Origin of the sequence: Micromonospora sp. DT81.3, from assembly GCF_049847225.1 — a bacterium.
In the GTDB taxonomy this organism is placed as follows: domain Bacteria; phylum Actinomycetota; class Actinomycetes; order Actinomycetales; family Microbacteriaceae; genus Microbacterium.
Genome location: NZ_JBNCNY010000011.1, coordinates 12,912 through 30,979, shown reverse-complemented (window position 1 = coordinate 30,979; position 18,068 = coordinate 12,912). Strand labels below are relative to the sequence as shown.

At 68.4% G+C, this 18,068-nt stretch carries 16 protein-coding genes; 8 read left to right on the top strand and 8 right to left on the bottom strand.

The genetic code is table 11. From position 1 onward, the window contains the following. The first annotated feature begins 28 nt into the window (after positions 1–28). The gene (gene menE, locus ACPW96_RS19525) at positions 29–1,555 is read left to right on the top strand and encodes an o-succinylbenzoate--CoA ligase (RefSeq protein ID WP_425885101.1); all 1,527 of its coding nucleotides are present in this window, start codon (positions 29–31) and stop codon (positions 1,553–1,555) included. Then, on the top strand, positions 1,552–2,016 hold the full coding sequence (locus ACPW96_RS19520) for a DUF3237 domain-containing protein (protein WP_425885100.1): 465 nt from the start codon (positions 1,552–1,554) through the stop codon (positions 2,014–2,016). The genes menE and ACPW96_RS19520 overlap by 4 nt, the downstream gene beginning before the upstream one ends. Before the next feature lie 7 nt (positions 2,017–2,023). Here ACPW96_RS19520 and ACPW96_RS19515 read toward each other — a convergent pair whose 3' ends face one another. From ACPW96_RS19515 to ACPW96_RS19495, 5 genes are read right to left on the bottom strand one after another with little or no spacing between them, the layout of a single operon-like run. Then, the gene (locus tag ACPW96_RS19515) at positions 2,024–2,881 is read right to left on the bottom strand and encodes a PaaX family transcriptional regulator C-terminal domain-containing protein (protein ID WP_425885098.1); all 858 of its coding nucleotides are present in this window, start codon (positions 2,879–2,881) and stop codon (positions 2,024–2,026) included. Next, complete coding sequence (locus ACPW96_RS19510) at positions 2,878–3,678, bottom strand: ABC transporter ATP-binding protein (RefSeq protein WP_425821035.1); 801 nt, start codon at positions 3,676–3,678, stop codon at positions 2,878–2,880. The genes ACPW96_RS19515 and ACPW96_RS19510 overlap by 4 nt, the downstream gene beginning before the upstream one ends. Further along, positions 3,671–4,495, bottom strand: coding sequence for an ABC transporter permease (locus ACPW96_RS19505; protein WP_425885096.1), 825 nt, complete (start codon positions 4,493–4,495; stop codon positions 3,671–3,673). Before ACPW96_RS19505 ends, ACPW96_RS19510 begins: the two co-directional genes overlap by 8 nt. Continuing rightward, entirely contained in the window at positions 4,492–5,322 is an 831-nt protein-coding gene (locus ACPW96_RS19500) for an ABC transporter permease (RefSeq protein ID WP_425885095.1), read from the bottom strand. The genes ACPW96_RS19505 and ACPW96_RS19500 overlap by 4 nt, the downstream gene beginning before the upstream one ends. Positions 5,323–5,326: 4 nt before the next feature. Further along, positions 5,327–6,313 carry an ABC transporter substrate-binding protein gene (locus ACPW96_RS19495; protein ID WP_425821038.1) on the bottom strand — a complete coding sequence of 329 codons (987 nt, stop codon included), beginning with the start codon at positions 6,311–6,313 and terminating at the stop codon, positions 5,327–5,329. 316 nt (positions 6,314–6,629) lie between these two features. On the opposite strand from ACPW96_RS19495, the gene ACPW96_RS19490 reads away from it, so the two are divergent. Further along, entirely contained in the window at positions 6,630–8,858 is a 2,229-nt protein-coding gene (locus ACPW96_RS19490) for a tannase/feruloyl esterase family alpha/beta hydrolase (RefSeq protein WP_425885093.1), read from the top strand. Between the two features lie 78 nt (positions 8,859–8,936). Here the strand turns inward: ACPW96_RS19490 and ACPW96_RS19485 are convergent, their stop codons facing one another. From ACPW96_RS19485 to ACPW96_RS19475, 3 genes are read right to left on the bottom strand one after another with little or no spacing between them, the layout of a single operon-like run. Next, on the bottom strand, positions 8,937–10,127 hold the full coding sequence (locus ACPW96_RS19485) for an ROK family protein (protein ID WP_425885091.1): 1,191 nt from the start codon (positions 10,125–10,127) through the stop codon (positions 8,937–8,939). A gap of 12 nt (positions 10,128–10,139) precedes the next feature. After that, entirely contained in the window at positions 10,140–11,207 is a 1,068-nt protein-coding gene (locus ACPW96_RS19480) for a Gfo/Idh/MocA family protein (protein WP_425821041.1), read from the bottom strand. Continuing rightward, the gene (locus tag ACPW96_RS19475; protein ID WP_425885089.1) at positions 11,204–12,265 is read right to left on the bottom strand and encodes a Gfo/Idh/MocA family protein; all 1,062 of its coding nucleotides are present in this window, start codon (positions 12,263–12,265) and stop codon (positions 11,204–11,206) included. The genes ACPW96_RS19480 and ACPW96_RS19475 overlap by 4 nt, the downstream gene beginning before the upstream one ends. Before the next feature lie 147 nt (positions 12,266–12,412). Here ACPW96_RS19475 and ACPW96_RS19470 point away from each other — a divergent pair, with 147 nt between their 5' ends. The 5 genes from ACPW96_RS19470 to ACPW96_RS19450 all read left to right on the top strand — a co-directional run bounded on the left by ACPW96_RS19470 (position 12,413) and on the right by ACPW96_RS19450 (position 18,031). Then, a complete protein-coding gene (locus tag ACPW96_RS19470) occupies positions 12,413–12,904 on the top strand; it encodes a VOC family protein (protein WP_425885087.1) in 492 nt (163 codons plus the stop codon). A 78-nt stretch (positions 12,905–12,982) separates the two neighbouring features. Beyond that, positions 12,983–14,533: an ABC transporter substrate-binding protein gene (locus ACPW96_RS19465; protein ID WP_425885085.1), complete on the top strand. Its 1,551-nt coding sequence runs from the start codon at positions 12,983–12,985 to the stop codon at positions 14,531–14,533. Next, on the top strand, positions 14,533–15,486 hold the full coding sequence (locus ACPW96_RS19460) for an ABC transporter permease (RefSeq protein ID WP_425821045.1): 954 nt from the start codon (positions 14,533–14,535) through the stop codon (positions 15,484–15,486). Before ACPW96_RS19465 ends, ACPW96_RS19460 begins: the two co-directional genes overlap by 1 nt. Continuing rightward, a complete protein-coding gene (locus tag ACPW96_RS19455) occupies positions 15,483–16,409 on the top strand; it encodes an ABC transporter permease (RefSeq protein WP_425821046.1) in 927 nt (308 codons plus the stop codon). The genes ACPW96_RS19460 and ACPW96_RS19455 overlap by 4 nt, the downstream gene beginning before the upstream one ends. Beyond that, on the top strand, positions 16,406–18,031 hold the full coding sequence (locus tag ACPW96_RS19450; protein WP_425885083.1) for a dipeptide ABC transporter ATP-binding protein: 1,626 nt from the start codon (positions 16,406–16,408) through the stop codon (positions 18,029–18,031). The genes ACPW96_RS19455 and ACPW96_RS19450 overlap by 4 nt, the downstream gene beginning before the upstream one ends. Positions 18,032–18,068 lie beyond the last annotated feature (37 nt).

The window sequence follows — 18,068 nt, the reverse complement described above, 5'->3', positions numbered from 1 at the left end:
GGCAGCAAGCCTCGACGGAGAGGATGAGATGGACCACCCAGGCCTCGACACCTGGCTGCGCAAGCGGCGCCTGAAGACGCCAGGCAAAACCGCGCTGATCCACGGCGACGGCTCGGCCGTGACCTACGCGCAGCTCGCCGACTTCGCGGACCGGGTCTCCGCGCTGCTCGCCGCGCGCGGCATCCGCAAGGGGGATGCCGTCGCCTATCTCGGCGAGAACAGCCCGGAGTTCCTTGCCACCTTGTTCGGCTGCGCTCAGGTGGGAGCCGTCTTCGTGCCCGTCAACACCCGGCTGGCTCCGCCGGAGATCCTGCACGTCCTCGCCGACTCGCGGGCGCACATGTTCATCCACGACCGCGAGTTCACGACGCGCATCGCGCCGCTCGTCTCGGCGGTGAACCTGCCCCACGTCATCGAGACGAGCGAACTCCCGAGCGAGCATCTTCCAGGGGCCGGCGAGGACGAGAGCGAGCCGCCGAGCGGCTTTCGCGCCTCACCCGAGGACCCTGCGGCGATCATCTACACGTCGGGCACCACCGGGCGGGCGAAGGGCGCCGTGCTCTCCCACCAGAACCTCACCTGGGTGGCGCTGAACTGCCTCGTCGACTACGACGTCGTCTCGAGCGACGTCGCGCTGATGATCTCCCCGCTGTTCCACGTCGCCTCCCTGGGCATGGGGGCTCTCCCCGTCCTGCTGAAGGGTGGCACGATCGTGCTCGAGAAGGGCTTCGACCCCGGCCGAGCACTTCGTCTCATGTCGGAGCACGGCGTCACCATGCTCAGCGGCGTCCCCACGACCTACCAGCTGCTCGTCGATCACGCCGATTGGGCCACCACGGATCTGTCCACCCTCACCAAGCTGACCTGCGGGGGATCGGCCGTTCCGACCCGCATCCTGAACGCCTATGAGGAGCGAGGCCTCTCCTTCTCGCAGGGTTACGGCATGACGGAGACCTCCCCTGGCGCGACGTCGCTGTCGCCCGCGATGACGAGGCAGAAGCAGGGCAGTGTGGGTCTGCCGCACTTCTTCACCGAGGTGCGCATCACCGACGAGAGCGGCGCCGAAGCTCTCCGCGGCACGGTCGGGCAGATCGAGATCGCCGGCCCCAACGTGTTCCCCGGCTACCTCAACCTTCCCGAAGCGACGGCCGACGCGTTCTCGCCGGACGGATGGTTCCGCTCGGGCGACATGGGATACCTCGACGAGGACGGGTATCTCTTCGTGTCCGACCGGCTGAAGGACATGATCATCTCCGGTGGCGAGAACATCTATCCCGCAGAGATCGAGAACCTCCTGAACGACATCGACGGCGTGACCGGCGCCGCCGTGATCGGCGTCCCCGACAATCAATGGGGCGAGGTGCCCTGGGCGGTGCTGACCGTCGCGGACGAGGCTTCCGTCACCACCGAATCCGTGCGCGAGCACCTGACCGGGACGATCGCCCGGTACAAGATTCCGAAGCGCGTCGTCGTGGTCGATCAGCTTCCGCGCACCGCGTCGGGCAAGGTCCGCAAGGCCGAGCTGCGGGCACGGTTCTCGGCCGGTGCGCCATGAGCGGGCCAACGCCGCCGCCGCTTCAGTTCCTCGCGACGATCGAGGTCGATGTGGGCGAGCCCATCACGGTCGGGCCGACGGACGGCGGCGTGCGCCGCGTCGTGCCGATCCTCGGTGGACGAGTCTCCGGACCCGGGCTGTCGGGCGTCGTCCTGCCATTGGGAGAGGACTTCCAGCTGCTGCGCTCGGACACCGTCAGCGAACTGCACGCCCGGTACCTGATCCAGGCGGATGACGGCGAGCGTGTCACCGTCGACAACCGAGCGCTTCGCGTGGCGGAGGCCGACGTCCTCGCACGGCTCAATCGCGGCGAAGAGGTCGACCCGGGCGAGGTGTACTTCCGGTGCACGCCCCGGCTCGAGGCATCCGGCCGTTGGTCATGGCTGTCGGAGAGGATCATCGTCGGCATGGGGGAGCGGCGCCCCCGGTCGGTCCTCATCCATCTCTACGTCGTCGAATGATGCACACCTACGACGCGCGGCGCTGGGTGCCATCGGCGGTCAACGCGGTGAACTGCCGGGTGGATGCCTCGTCCAGGGCGTTTCGCGCGGCCCAGTAGACCTCGTACGAACGATCCGCCGGCCAGTCGTCGTCCATGAACGCCCGAGGAAGCCGCGGGTCGGTTCCCAGGAGTGCGAGCCAGTCGGCGACGAGCATCGCCCGTGCGGAGAGCGGGCTGCCCGCCTCCGCGGCGGTGGACGCGGCGCTCCACGTGTCGATGAAGGCCAGGTGCTCGTCGCGGATCTTCTCGATGTCCCACGCGGCGCGCACATTGTCGGCCATGGCGTATCCGGGTAGCTCCCGCGCGTGGAAGGCGGTGATGGCTGCGGCGGGCAGGTCGGCGCGCAGCGGCTCGAGCGCTGCGTCGAGATCCACCTCGCCGGGCGCCAGCCAGAGGCCGTCCCGCAGGGGTGCGAAGCCCTCCCATGTCAGGGCGGAGCGAAGGCGGTGCCGCAGGGTCCGCTGATCCTCCGGCACCGTGAAGGTGACCAGGGTCCAGCCGGTGCCGTGCGGCTGGAAAGGGTGCGGGCCCCTCACCCGTTCGGTCGCCTCGCGGAGCACCGCGCCACCCTCCTCGGTCAGGGAGAAGAGGATCTCGCGGCCGCGGCGCTCGCGGGTGAGGAGGCCCCGCTGCACCATCCGGTCCAGCGTCGCCCGTGTCGCGGGCGCCGCGACGCCCGCCCCCTCGAGCACCTCGATGAGAGAGCTTGCCCGCAGCGGCGGCACGTCCTGATCGACCACGTGCTCGCCGAAGAAGGCGAGCAGCAGCTGCTTGGGCTGGCGGCTGCGCATGCTCTTCCCCTTCTCGGCCGGTGCGATGCTCACGCGACCGGCCGTACGGCCTCCCCGCGCTTCGCCCGCTGGATCTGCTCGTACACATGGGTGCGCAGTTCTGTGAAGCGGGGCAGCGCGCGCGTCGTGATCTGGTCGCGCGCGGGGGAGAGATCGATGGACAGGTCTTCCTGCACCCAGGTCGGCGACTTGGAGAGCACGATGACGCGCTCGCCAAGATACACGGACTCGTCGATGTCGTGCGTCACGAACAGGATCGACATCCCGCGCTCGAGGTGGAGTCGCCGGACGAGGTCCTCGAGATCAGCCCGTGTCTGCGCATCCACGGCGGCGAAGGGCTCGTCCATGATGAGCACCTCGGGCTGGTAGGCAACCGCACGCGCGATCGCGACGCGCTGCTGCATCCCGCCCGAGAGCTGCCACGGGTAGCTCCGGGCGGCGTGGTCCAGCCCGACGGCGGTGAGGGCGTCGTCGATCAGACGATCGCGCTCGGCTGCGGCGAGGTTCTTGTGCTTCAGCGGAAGCTCGACGTTGCCACGCACCGTCAGCCAGGGGTAGAGGCTGCGGCCGTACTCCTGGAACACCAGCGCCATGTTGGGCGGAGGTCCGGTGACCCGCTTTCCGTCGAGGTCCACGGTTCCCTGGGTGGGGCGGAGGAGGCCGGCGATGCACTTGAGAAGCGTCGTCTTGCCGCATCCCGATGGCCCGACGATGCAGACGAGCTCGCCGGAGCCCATCTCGAAGCTGATGTCGCCGATGGCCTCGACGTCGCCTGTCGTGGATTCGTAGACCTTCTTCAGATGCTCGACCTTGAGCAGGGTCTCAGGCACGTTCGACCTCCTTGATTCCGTGGTACCAGCGCAGCACGCGCTTCTCGACGATGCCGAACAGTGCGGCGAGCAGGATTCCGATCAGGCCGAGCAGCAGGATGCCGCTCCACATCTCGGCGATCAGGTAGTTGCGCTGGAAGTAGACGATCCGGTATCCGAGCCCGGACGACGATGCGAACATCTCCGAGATCACCATCAGGATGAGCGCGACCGACATGGTCTGGCGCACTCCCGCCATGATCCGTGGGCTGGCCGAGGGCAGCACGAGGTAGCGCAGCCTCTCCCCACGAGTGAGGGCGAAGGAGCGGGCGGTCTCGGTCATGACGCTGTCGGTCGACCTGACGCCCTCGATGGTGTTCAGCAGCACCGGCCACACGGCGCCGAAGACGATCACCGCGACCTTCATCGCATCGGTGATGCCCATCAGCAGCATCACGATCGGGATGAGAACCGGCGGCGGGATGGCGCGGAAGAACTCCAGGAGGGGCTCCAGCAGTTCACGCAGCCACCGGTTCAGGCCGATCAGAGTGCCCGCGACGATGCCGATCGCGATCGAGAGGACGATGCCCAGCGCCAGACGGCCGAGGCTCGGCAGCACGTCGGTGAGGAAGGCGGGTCCCACCCAAGTGTCGATGAACGCCTGCAGGATGACCAGCGGCGGTGGGAAGAACTTCGCAGGGGCGACGGTCGCCCACACCCCCCACAGCACGAGGAGCAGGAACGGCAGCCCGATCGCGTAGGCGATGTTCTCGCCGGCGCGCCTCCTCGCCTGCGAGCGCTGCGGCGGCACGCGGACGGTGCTGGTGTAGAGGGTCACAGCAGTTCCTCCCCCCGCACCGACTGGTGCCACGCGAGCGATTTCCGCTCGATCAGGCGGAAGACCAGGTTGATCGCGAGTCCCAGGAGTCCTGTGACGACGACGAGCGAGTACACACCGACCCAGTCTCCGGCCGCCTGGTAGAAGACGATCGCCCTGCCCAGCCCCGGTGTGCCGATCACCATCTCGGCGGTGATGGCGAGGATGAGGGCGACGGATGCCGCGAGCCTCAGCCCCGTCATCAGGTAGGGGAGTGTGGTGGGAAGGATCAGGTACCGCACCCGTTCGGCGCGGGTGAGCCCGAATGCGCGCGCCGTGTCGCGGGCCACGGCATCCACGTCTGCGACGCCGTAGAGCACCTGCACGAAGACCTGCCAGAAGCTCGCGAAGACGATGATGACGAGCGCCGCCTGCAGCTGGATGCCGTAGAGGAGCACGGCGAGCGGGATCAGGGCGACGGACGGGATCGGCCGCAGGAACTCGACGGTCGTGTGGGTGGCTCGCCGGAGGAACGGGACGAGCCCGATGATCGTGCCCAGCACAGTGGCTGCGACCGTCGCGATGAGCAGACCCAGGAACCACGCGGTCATCGTGCGACCGACGTTGCGCCAGAACTCCAGATCCCGGAACTCCGCGACCATGCGCGCCAGGGTCTCCGTCGCGTACGGCAGGTACTGGGGGCTGACGATCCCGAGCGTGGGGATGAGCTGCCAGAGGATCAGAAAGCCCAGGATGCCGCCGGCGCCCAGCGCGAACGTGCGCGCCGTGTGAGCGGACCGCCTGGTTCGGCGGACGGCGGCGACCGCGGGGGCGTCGGTGGTGGCCATGGAGCTACTGCTGCTGGATCAGCGTGTCGAGGTCCGGCTCCTCGGTGAGCACGCCGAACTGCATGGCGAGCGCGACGAGCTGTTCGATGGCGTCGACATCCACCTCGGACGTGAAGTTCGGAAGGGTGATCCCTGCTGCCGCTTCCTCAGGGATGCCGAGGTTCTCCACGATCGCCGCCCGGACGGCGTCTTCGTTGGCCGCGGCCCAGTCGAGAGCCTCGGCCATCGCGTCGGCGAACTCGGAGACGAGTTCCGGCTCGGTGTCCAGCAGCTCCTGGGTGGTGATGTCGACGAGCAGCGGCAGGCCGGGGATCGTCGCCTGGTACGGGTGCACGACGAGGTTGCCGCCGGCGCCGACGATCTGAGACATGAACGGGTCGGGAACCCACGCGGCATCGATGTTGCCGGCGTCGAGCTGCGCCTGTGCGTCGGGGAACGCGACCTCGACGAACTCGATCGTCGAGGGGTCGCCGCCGTCGTCCTCGACCGCCTTCATGATGGTCACATCGCCCGCGGCGCCGAGGCTGTTGACCGACACGCGCTTGCCCTCGAGATCCTTGGGCGTCGTGATGCCGGAGTCCGCCAGCGAGACGACCGCGTTGACGTCCTTGCCCTCCTCGAGCGAGCTGGCGTAGTTGCCGATCACGACGACGCCGAGATCCTGCAGATCGGCCCGGATGGGGCCGAACGGCTGGCCGATGGCGAACTGGATGTCGCCGCTGAGGAGTGCGGGAATCGCCTGCGCACCACCCTGGGCCGGCACGATCTCGACCTCGAAGCCGTGCTCCTCGAAGATGCCCTCATCGATCGCGCCCCACAGTGCCCCGGTCTCGGCGATGGGCAGGGCGGCCACGCGGACCGCGGTCAGTTCGCCGCCTTCCGCATCGTTCTCCGTCGGAGCGGATGACGGAGCGGCACCGGAATCGGTGCATCCGGCGAGCGCGAGTGCGGCGGCGGCCAGCAGGCCGAGCGCGGCGAGCCTCTTCTTCATGAACGGGCCTCTCTGTGGTGTCGGGAGCGTCTCGCGACGAGGGGGAGGTGCCCGCGGCATCCGGTCTCACGTCGTCGTGGTGACACTGCAATGGTCGATCACGTCACGCTGATTGTCAAGGATTTGGTGACGGGCGTCACAAATCGGTTGAGTAACGGAGCGGAGCGGGCTACCGTAGCCGCATCGGCGAGCAACGGTGCGCGCCGTCGTCACAACCCGCGTGCGCACGTCGCCTCGCCGGCGCGGCAAGGAGAGGATCGACAATGTCCGTCGTAATCAGGTGCCTTCCGTTCATCACGAGCAGGGGAGATCGGCGATGACGCGCTGGGGCCGCGGCCGGAGCGCTCTCGTCTCCGCGCTCGCCACCGGTGCGCTGCTCATGAGCGCCGCCATCGCTCCCGTCTCGGCCGCGGAGCAATCCTCCGATCCGCCGCAGCTCACGGCGGCCCAGCCCGGCACGCTCGCCGAATGCGAGGGGCTCGCGGAGTTCGCGTATCCGAGCACGGTGATCGACGGTGCGGAGGTCGTGCCCGCCGGCTCCGTCAACGGCGTGGAAGTGGGGGAGCACTGCCTGGTCACCGGACGCATGAACGAGCGGGTGAGCGACGTCGACGGTGCGACGTACGCGATCGGGTTCGAGATGCGCCTTCCTGTGGCCTGGAGCGGGCGCTTCCTCTATCAGGCGAACGGGGGCCTGGACGGAGCGGTCGTTCCGGCGCTCGGAGGCACCGGGGGCGGCGAGAGCGGATTGCAGATGGGGTTCGCCGTCATCAGTTCGGATGCCGGGCACTCCGGCAGCCAGGGCCCCGTGTTCGGGCTCGATCCGCAAGCCCGGCTCGACTACGGCTACCAAGCCGTCGGCACGCTCACGCCGATGGCGAAAGCGCTCATCGAGGCGGGATACGGCCGTGGCCCCGATCGCTCGTACATGACCGGCGGGTCCAACGGCGGGCGGCACACAATGGTCGGAGCGGCGCGATACGCCGATCAGTACGACGGGTTCCTCCCCATCGCGCCCGGCTTCAACCTTCCCCAGGCGGCCGTGGCGCAGATCTGGGGAGCGCAGCGGTACGCGACAGTGGCCACCGACCCGGCGGACATCTCGACGGCGTTGACCCCGGCGGAACGCGCCGTCATCGCGGCGTCGGTCCTGGCGCGCTGCGATGCGCTCGACGGACTGGCCGACGGGATGGTACAGGCCAGCGCGCTCTGCCAGCAGGTCTTCTCGCTGGATCGCGACGTGCCGACGTGCGACGCCGACCGGGATGAAACGTGTCTGACCGTCGAGCAGAAGTCGGTCGTGTCGGACATCTTCGCCGGAGCGCGCACCAGCGACGGTGAGCCGATCTACAGCTCCTTCCCGTTCGACCCGGGCCTCGTCCAGCCGGGATGGGGGTTCTGGGAGTTCACGGCATCGGTGGCACTCGATCCTGGCGCCGTGGGGTATCTCTTCACCACACCGCCGGACGCGCCGCCGCTTGCGTCGCTGCCGGCGTACGCGCTCGGGCTGGACATCGACGCCGCCGCGGCGAGCATCTACCAGTCCAGCGGCATCTACACCGAGAGCGCGATGTCGTACATGACGCCGCCCGATCCCACGAACCTCGAGAGGCTTCGCGATCGCGGCGGCAAGATGATCGTGGTGCACGGCGCCTCGGACGCGGTGTTCTCCGCCGATGACACGGCCGCCTGGTACGACCAGCTCGATGCCCGCAATGACGGCGACGCCGAGCGGTTCGTGCGCTACTTCGAGGTTCCGGGGATGGGCCACGTGCAGGGCGGTCCGGCAACCGATCAGTACGCCGCGCTCGCCGCTCTGGTGGACTGGGTCGAACAGGGCCACGCGCCCGACCGGCTGGTGGCTTCTGTGTCCAGCACCAACGCGGAGGTACCCGCATCGTGGTCGCCGACGAGGACGCGGCCGCTGTGCGTGTACCCGTCGGTCGCGGTGTACAGGGAAGGCGACCGCGAGAGCGCGGACAGCTTCGTGTGCGATCAGCCGGCCACTCCGGTCGGCGTGACCGCGCCGGTGGTATCCGGTCAGCCCGACGTCGGACGCACGCTCTCGGCGACTCCCGGAGAGTGGGCGGGCGAGAACCTCGCGTTCAGCTATCGATGGCTAAGGGACGGTGTCGCCATCCCAGGTGCAACGGCACCGACCTACCTCGTGCGATCGGCTGATCAGGGCAAGGCGCTGACGGTGGAGGTCACCGCCTCCGACGGCTCCGGCACGGCGAACGCGACGAGCGCCGGGGTCACCGTGCGCTGGGTGTCTGCGGCTGTGGTCACCACCACGCCGCTGCTCGTCGCCGCGGCATCTCGACCCGTGACGGTCACTGTGCGCATCCTTCCTCTCCGGGCGGATGCCGAGGGAACGGTCACCGTCACGACGGCCGGGAGGACGTTCACGGGCACGGCTGCCGACGGCAAGGTCGCCATTCCGGTGGGGAAGCTACCCCGCGGAGTGCACGCCATCGTGGCCGTTTACGAGGGGAGCGCAGCGGTCGCACCGACGAAGGGCTACGGGGTGGTGGTCGTCCGCTAGGTCAAACAGAAGAAATGGCCCGGGGACTCGACGCTCGCGTCGGGTTCCCGGGTCAGCGGTGCGCTCGGTGCCCTCGGCTTAGGCGTGGCGGGCGACGACGGCTTCGACGTTCTGCGAGGACAGCACCTGCTGCGTGACCAGAATCGCCGCTCCGAGCACCCCCGCCCGTTCCTTCGCCTTCGTCTGCACCACCTGGAGGTTCTGCGTGGCCGCCGGTATCGAGGTGCGGTACACCACTTCCCGGATGCCGGCCAGAAGGTGGTCACCGGCGGTGGCGACGACGCCGCCGATCACGATGATCGCGGGATTGAGCGTGTTCACCACCATGGCGAGTACCTCTCCGACCTCGCGGCCGGCCTGACGGGTGGCGGCGATCGCGGCGGGGTTGCCCTGTTCGACGAGACGGACGACGTCGAAGCCGTTCGCGGCTTCCAGGTCTTTGGCCCGCAGCTCGGCGGCGATGGCCGTCCCGCTCGCGATGGAGGAGAGCCCGCGTTCGTCGTCGATCGGCCGCACGGAGTCCTTGCTGTGCGGCACGCGCACATGGCCGATGTCGCCCGCGATCCCCTGCGAACCCCTCTGCAGGACCCCGCCCGAGATGATTCCGGCGCCGATCCCCGTCGCGACCTTCACGAAGACCAGGTCGTCGACGTCGGGCCAGCTGAGCGTCCTCTCCCCGAGGGCGAGGACGTTGACGTCGTTGTCGACGTACACCGGCACGGGGAAGCGGCGCTGGACGTACTCCGGGACGTCGAAGCCGTCCCATCCGGGCATGATCGGCGGCTTGACCGGGCGTCCTGTCGAATGCTCGACAGGACCGGGCAGCCCGATTCCCACCCCGTACAGGGGCTTTTGAGGAGCATGCTGCTCGAGAAGCTCGGCTCCGATCTCGAAGACGCGGTCGAGAATCTCGGTCGGTCCCGCAGAGATGGCCATCGGCGTCGAGTGAAGCCCGAGCACCGACGCGGCGAGGTTCGTCACGGCGATCGTCGCATGGGTGGCCCCGAGGTCGACTGCCAGCACCACGCCGGCGTCGGCGTTGAAGGCCAGTCGAGCGGGCCGGCGACCGCCGGACGAGGGGTCGGAGCCGACGGGCACCACGAACCTGCCTTTGAGGAGCGCGTCGACCCTGGACGACACGGCGTTGCGGGACATCCCGGTGATCTCCCCGAGCTCGGCTTTGGTACGTGCCCGGCCGTCCAGGAAGATCTGGAAAAGCTCTCCCGTGCCTATCCCGCCAGATGTCGTCAGCACGGCCTCATCTCGCATTCCGAAAGTCAATCACACGGCCGGAACGGCGACCGCGCGCTGCTGCGTCACGGATTCGTAGGCGGCTTCCACGATCGCGGACAGTGCGAGTCCGAGCTCCAGGTTGCCGTTCCCGCGTTCGCCGGTCTTCATCTGCTCGACCCACTGGCACAGCGCGGGCGACGCGTCCGGCCGCACGTCGACTTCCTGCCACCCCGTCGTTCCCGTCCTCGTGGAGCGCACGCGAAGCCGTGGCCGCTCGTCTGGGCCGTCGCCGCGCGCGGGACCGCCCCCGTTCCGCGCCGCGACCAGCGCACCGATCCCCGGCTCCGAATAGAGGATGCTTCCCTCGGTGCCGTGCACCTCGATCGTGAACGGCGTGATGCGCGTGACCGACGAGGTCTCGGCGATGCCGATCGCCCCGTTCGGGTATGACAGCAGCACCGCGGCGTTGTCTTCGGTGCGCCGTCCGGTGACGTGCCCGAAGGTCCCGACCACGCTCTGCGGCGTGCCGACGATGCGCGCCAGGAGATAGAGGGGATGGCAGAGGTCGATGAGCACTCCGCCCTTGGCCTCGGTGGGATCCCAGAACCGGTCGGGGAGCGTGCCATCAGGTCGGCCGTCGGCGGGAAGGGCGAAGGGATGCCCATCGCGCACCCGTGCGGAGGTCACCTCGCCCACGACCCCGCTTTCGACGAGCTCCGCGATCTGCGTGGTGTACCCGCGGTCCGATCGCCACAGCGAGACGACCAGTGCGACGCCGGCGGCGCGCGCCTCCTGAACGATGGTGGATGCCTCGGCCAGCGACGCGCTGATGACCTTCTCCATGAACACGTGCTTTCCCGCCCGGATGCAGCGCAGGACGACATCCAGGTGCTCGGCCGTGGGGTTGCAGACGATGACGCCGTCGATCTCGGCGTCGTCGAGGATGTCGTCAAGGTCGGAGACGTATGGGATGTCGTGCTGCGCGGCGCCGGCCACCCCTCGCTCCGGATCCTCGTCCCACAGGCACACGAGATCGAGCTCGGGATGCGCCTGGGCATCGCGTGCGTAGTCCGTGCCGTGCAGGTGCCAGAAGCTGACGCTTGCGACCTTCATCATGCGGTGCGTTCCTTCACGTCGACCCAGTTGTTCGAGTGGGCGGCGGCTTCTGCCGCAGCCACGATCTGCTGCACCCGCCACCCGTCGGCGAACCGGGGGAGAACCTGCACGTCGGCGAGAACGGCATCGATGAACTCGGCATCACCGCTCGGCGCCGCAAGATCACCGGGAAGATCGAGTACGGCGAAGTCACCGCCATCGTCCGGGGCGTACCGAAGCTCGGAACCCGCGAAGGTGTGCGTCAGCTCGAGACGACCGGTCTCACCCTGCAGGTGGACGGTGTTGCGCTGCGCGCCCGCGCCGATGTGCGACAGCACGCTCACCTCGAACGTGGCGTGCGCTCCCGTCTCGAAGACCAGCGCACCGACGCAGGAGTCGTCTGCGGTCGCATACGTCGTGCCGTCGGGGTGCGGGCGGTGGACGAAACCGGCACCGTGTGCCGCCACCGAGCGCACCTCGCCGACGTACCAGCGGGCCAGATCGAAGAGGTAGCAGCCGAGGTCGGAGACGACGCCCCCGCCCCGCGAGGCGTCGAACCGCCAGTTGTATTCGGGCGATCGGAAGAAGCCGTGCGCGAGCGTGAAGTTCGCGGTGCGCACCTCCCCGATCAGTCCCTCGGCGACGAGCTGACGCAGGTGACGGTGATGCGCCGATGTCCGCAGGGCGAAGTAACTCATGTTCACGAGCCCCGACGCGTCCGCGGCATCCATCATCCGACGGGCCGCCTGCGGCGTGCTCGCCAACGGCTTCTCGCAGAGCACGTGGATCCCCGCACCGAACGCCGCGATGGCGATGGGCTCGTGCAGATCATCCGGGGCGACGACGATGAGCGCATCCACTTCACCGGCCCCGATGAGCTCTTCGTACCCGGCGTAGACCTGCGGCACGTGGTGCGTTGCGCCGACGGCCTCTGCGCGCGTGCGATCCCGGCCGGCGATGGCTGTGAGAACGGCTTGCGGGTGCTCCTTGACACGTCTCATGTGCGTCTCGGCGTACGCCGTGGTGCCGATGACGCCGACCCGCAGAGGGCTGCGGGTCGAGCGCGTCCTGGTCGGCATGAGAATCCCTTCTTCGCGATTCGAGTCGGTCGAGCGAAACATCCGTGACCGCGTATGTGCATAAGTCAATGCGTCAAGGACAGCACAATGTCCGACAAAATACAACTTCTGCTTGATAACGGGCAAAAGATGGCGCACCTTCATTCTGTGATCAAGGACGACACCGATTCCCCCGCACCCCGCACCGCCGACGCTGGACAGGCCGCCCGTTCGGTCGAGCTCATTCGCGTCGACCACGTGGGAATCATGGTCGACGAGCTGGACCCCGCCGTGAACTGGTACGTGAACGCGCTCGGGCTCTCCGTGACGGACAGGTGGGAGAACGAGTCCAGCGGGATGGCGTGGGCGCACCTCCAGGCCGGAGGGATCCGGCTCGAGATCGTGCAGCGCCCAGGTCTCGCTTCGCCGACTCCCGGGGCCGCCGGCATCCACCACCTCGCGATCGTCGTCGACGACTGCGCTGCCGCGACCGCGGAGCTGATCGAACGCGGCGGTGACGAGGTCATGCCTGCCTCATACTTCGAGCGCCACGACATGGACTGGTCGTTCGTGCGTGATCCGTTCGGCAACATCCTCGAGATCGTCTCCTACCGATCCACAGACGTCCCTGAATCGCAGGGCGGCGCCGACCGGCGCTGAATCGGCAGTAGCCACTGCCGCACGACAAGCCAGCAGGCTTTCCGCACTGATGCACCAATGAACAAGGAGTGTTCTGACATGACGAAGAAGTCCAGAGGGCTTGTCGCGCTCGTGGCGGCGGTTGCCGCCGCTACCGTGCTCGCCGGATGCGCGGGAGGCGGTGGCGGCGGCGTCGCGGCCAGCCCTTCCGCTTCAGAGTGGGATGGCGCCGCCATCCCTTCGGCCGTGATCTCGCTGGCCGCCCAGACGGCGAGCTTCGACCCGACGGCGACCGTCTCAGCGACCGACCGGGCGGTCAGCGCCCTGATGAACACCTCGCTGTTCGTGGTGACGGCCGACGGCGAGACCGAGCCGGGACTCGCAGAGAGCGTGACGTACAGCGACGACTTCACGTCGGCGACCGTCACTCTCCGGGATGCGAAATTCTCGGACGGCTCCCCGATCACGGCGGAGGATGTCGCGGCCACCATCAACCGGCACAAAGCCGTCGAGGGCAGCCGGATCGCCTCGACGACGAATCGAATCAGCACCGTGACGGCGACCGATGAGTCGACCGTGGAGTTCACCTTCCCCTCGCCGTACCCGTCGTTCGAGGGGCAGGCCGGTCTGCTGGCGATCTTCCCTGCTTCCGCCATGGCTGACGCCGACACCTACTTCCAGGCGCCGACGGTCACGTCCGGTCAGTACACGATCGAGGAGGGCTGGGCATCGAGCAAGCTCGAACTGACGGCGAACCCGAACTTCTGGGGTGAGGCTCCTGCCGTGGAGCAGGTGACGTTCGAGATCATCCCCGACGGCAACTCGGCGCTGAGCCAGCTGCAGTCCGGTCAGGTCGACTTCGCGGGCGATCTCGCGCCCAACTTCATCACTCAAGTCGCCGGCGACGCCGGTCCGCAGGTGCTGATGACCGACGTGTACGGATTCTTCGACCTCCGCCTGCAGAACACCCGCGGACCGTTTGCGGACGCCGATGTGCGCAAAGCAGTGAACGCGGCGATCGACCGGGAGGCGATCGTGTCCTCGATCTGGGGCGAGTACAACACGCCGCAGTCCGGATTCTGGCCCGCGGGGACCGACGCCTACGATGACAGCAAGCCGGTCGCGCAGGATCTCGATGCCGCGAAGGAGTTCCTCAAGGGCACGGAGTGCGAGTCCGGCTGCACGGTCGACATGGTCTATTCCGACCAGGACTTCGCGTTCTCCGGCCAGCTGGCACTGATGGTGCAGCAGCAGCTCGAGGAGATCGGCATGACCGTCGAGCTCGAGAAGGTGGACGGCGCGACTCTCGTCGACCGCCTGTTCGCCGCCGACTACGACATCGTGCCCGGCGCGATGGCGAGCGCCTCCAACACGCCGGATCAGCTCATGGCCAACGCGCTGCTCGGCACCGGTCCCCTCAAGTCGGAGTTCACCGGATACAACTCGGAGGAGATGAATCAGCTCATCGCGCAGGTGAACGCGACCACCGGCGCCGAGCGCCTGGAGGCACAGGCGGCCGTCGAGGAGCAGTTCTCCGAGGACCAGCCGTTCGTGACGCTCGCCCCGTGGGTTCGCGGCAGTGTCTCGACACTTCCCGACGGCGTGTTCACGCTCGTGCAGTCGATGGCACGGATGGAGTCGCAGAACTGATGAACGCACGAGCAGTCACGACCCGGATCGGACGGATGACCGGTCAGGCTCTTCTGACCATCGCTGTTGTCGTCGTCCTGGTGTTCCTGCTCGTGCGACTCATCCCCGGCGACCCGGTGAGGGTGATCCTCGGATCGGAGTATTCGCCCGAGGAGGCCGCGGAGCTCGCCAGCCAGCTCAACCTCGACAAGTCGGTCCCGGAGCAGTTCCTCCTCTACGTGGGTGGGCTGTTCCGGGGCGACCTGGGGGAGTCGACGTCCCAGCCGGGTCGCTCGGTCGCCGACATCATCGGCGACGCGCTCCCCGCCACCGCCGCCATCGCCCTCGCCGGGATCGTCATCGGCGTGACGGTCGGCATCATCCTCGGGCTGCTCGCCGCCCTCACCCGGCGGCGCGGGGTCGACCTGGCGGTGCGGACGTCCAGCATGATCACGTTCTCCACGCCCGCGTTCCTCGTGGGACTGCTCCTGATCCTCGTCTTCTCGCTGACGCTCGGCTGGCTGCCGGCCGGCGGATGGCCGGGGACCTGGCCGGAGAACTTCGCATATCTCATCCTCCCCGGGGTCGCACTGTCCACGACCATGTCGACGCTCGTCACCAGGACCGTTCGTCAGTCGGCGATCGACTCCCAAGGACAGCAGTACATGGAGGCCGCATTCATGCGCGGTCTGCCGGCACGCGTGCTCACGATGAAGCACACGCTTCCCAACAGCCTGCTCCCCGTGCTGACCCTCATCGGCATCAGCTTCGCCACCCTGCTGACCGGAGCCATCATCGTCGAGTCGGTCTTCGGCATCCCCGGCCTCGGATCGGAGATGAGCCAGGCCGTCTCCCGACGCGACTACCCGGTCATCCAGGGCATTGCACTCGTCTCCGCCATCGTCGTCGTGATCAGCGGCTATGTGGTGGAGATCGCCTACACATTCGTCGACCCGCGAGCGAGGACCCTGTGACCGACCGCAAAGTAATCGACCCCATCGTGACCGACCTCGTCGCGACGGACGCTGTCGTCGACCGCCGGGTCTGGGCGCTGGGATGGCTCCGTGCCGTCGTCGGTGCGCCGGCCAGCCGGATCGTGGGCGCCACGGTGTTCGGCATCATCGTGCTGGCCTGCATCTTCGTCCCGCTCTTCTACCCGTACGGTCCCGACGACTTCGTCGCGGCTCCGTTCCAGGCGCCGAACCTGGCCTTCCCGTTCGGCACGGACGCCGTCGGCAGGGACGTCTTCCTCCGTACTCTGGTGGGCGGTCGCGTCGACCTCTCGGCAGCCGTCATCGTCACGATCTTCGCCCTCGTCGTGGGAACACTCCTCGGAACGCTGGCCGGTTCCGGTGCCCGATGGATCGACTCGCTGATCATGCGCATCGTGGATGCCGTGATCGCCTTCCCCCTCGTCATCCTGCTGCTCGCGCTCGTGGTGCTGATCGGGCCGGACACGTCCTGGGGACCAGCGCCTCCGGGCCTTCCGGCGGCCATGATCGCCCTGATGTGCGTCATGTGGTCCGGCTACGCGCGGGTCGCCCGAGGACAGGCGCTCGCGCTCCGCGACTCGGACTTCGTGCTCGCCACCCGGGTCGCGGGGATCTCGAACACCCGCATCGTGACCCGCCACATCGTGCCTGGCGTGAGCCGGATCACCGTCGCTCTCGCGGTCAGCGACATCGTCATGGTCGTCGTCATCCTCTCGTCCCTTCCCTTCCTCGGGGCGGGCGTCCAGCCGCCGGCTGCCGAGTGGGGAAGCATCATGTACGAGGGACGCGCCTTCCTTCGGCAGGCGTGGTGGATCACGATCCTGCCGGGCGTCGTGCTCGCGCTCACGGGCCTGTCCCTGAGCTTCGTCGCAGACTCCCTGCTCGACTCCAGGAGGAACAAGTGAGCGCCGTGAACCTGCTGTCCCTGAACGACATCTCCGTCGAGCTGGGCGGACGCGCCGTGGTGCGCAATGTGACCCTCGACGTCGCCCGCGGCGAGTCGCTCGCGCTGGTCGGCGAATCGGGATCCGGCAAGACGGTCACCGCGCGCGTCATCACGGGCCTCATCGATCGGATCGGCGGCACGGTAACCTCCGGCGAACTGCGATTCGACGGGCAGCCCATCGCGCAGGGCGACCCCGCGTGGCAGAAGCTCCGGGGCAGACGGATCGCGCTCGTGCCGCAGGCCTCGCTCTCCAGCCTCGACCCCGTCGTGCGCATCGGCAACCAGATCGCAGAGGCCGTTCGCGCCCTCGACCCCGGCGCGAACGTCGGCGCCCGCTCTCGCGAGCTGCTGGAGCACGTCCACATGCCGCGCATCGAGAACGTGCTCAAGTCGTACCCCCACGAGCTGTCGGGCGGGATGCGCCAGCGCGTCATGATCGCGCTCGCGCTCGCCGGCCGGCCGGAGCTGATGGTCGCCGACGAGCCGACCACAGCGCTCGATGTCACCGTGCAGGCGAACATCCTCAAGCTGCTCGGGGAGCTGCGCAGGGAAACCGGGATGTCGCTCCTCATGATCGCCCACGACCTCGCCGTCGTGGGCATGGTCTCCGAGCGCGTCGCGGTGATGCGCGACGGCGAGATCCTCGAGACGGGCAGCACGCACGACGTGCTCACGGCGCCGAAGCACCCCTACACCAAGGCGCTGCTGGCCGCCCGCCCCGAGACGTCCGCCCCGGGTGCGCCGCTTGCGGTTCTGAACCGATCTACGGGCGAGCTGCGCGCCCCGGATGCCGCCATTCCGGTGCAGACGGATGCCCGCACCATCGTGTCGCTCACCGACGTGTCCGTCACCTTCCGGCACGCCAAGGCACCGGCGGTGGCGCCGATGTCCATGGAGATCAAGGCAGGTGACTCGATCGGGATCGTGGGGGAGAGCGGCAGTGGGAAGACGACGCTCGGCCGCATGATCGTCGGAGCGCTCTCGCCGACGACGGGATCCGTCCTCGTGAACGGGCGGTCGTGGGGCGGGCGGCGGGCGATCGGCAAGACCCGCCGGGAAGTGCAGATGATCTTCCAGGATCCGTTCGGGTCCCTGACACCGTGGCGCACGCCGCGGCAGACGGTCGCCGAGGTTCTGCAAAGATGGCACCCGATGACCCAGAAGGCCGCGGCCGCCGCGGCCGGTGAACTTCTCGACGAGGTCGGTCTGCCGCTGCAGGCCATGGATCGCAGGCCCTCCGGACTGAGCGGCGGCCAGTGCCAGAGGGTCGGCATCGCCCGGGCCCTCGCCAGCGAGCCGAGACTCCTTGTGGCCGACGAGCCGACCTCCGCCCTCGACATCTCGGCGCAGGCTCAGATCCTCAACCTGCTGATGCGTCTGCGGGCGTCGCACGGGCTCGCCCTCGTGCTCATCTCGCACGATCTCAGCGTCATCCGGCATATGACGTCCGACGCTCTCGTCATGCGCCACGGCGAGGTCGTCGAGGCGGGGTCTTCGGAGGCGCTGTTCACCGCGCCCGAGCACCCCTACACGAGAGACCTGGTCGCCGCCACACCCACCTTGCCGAAGTCGAGAGGATGACGGCGGGCGGGCGATGACGGAGGGCGCGAACCCCCGA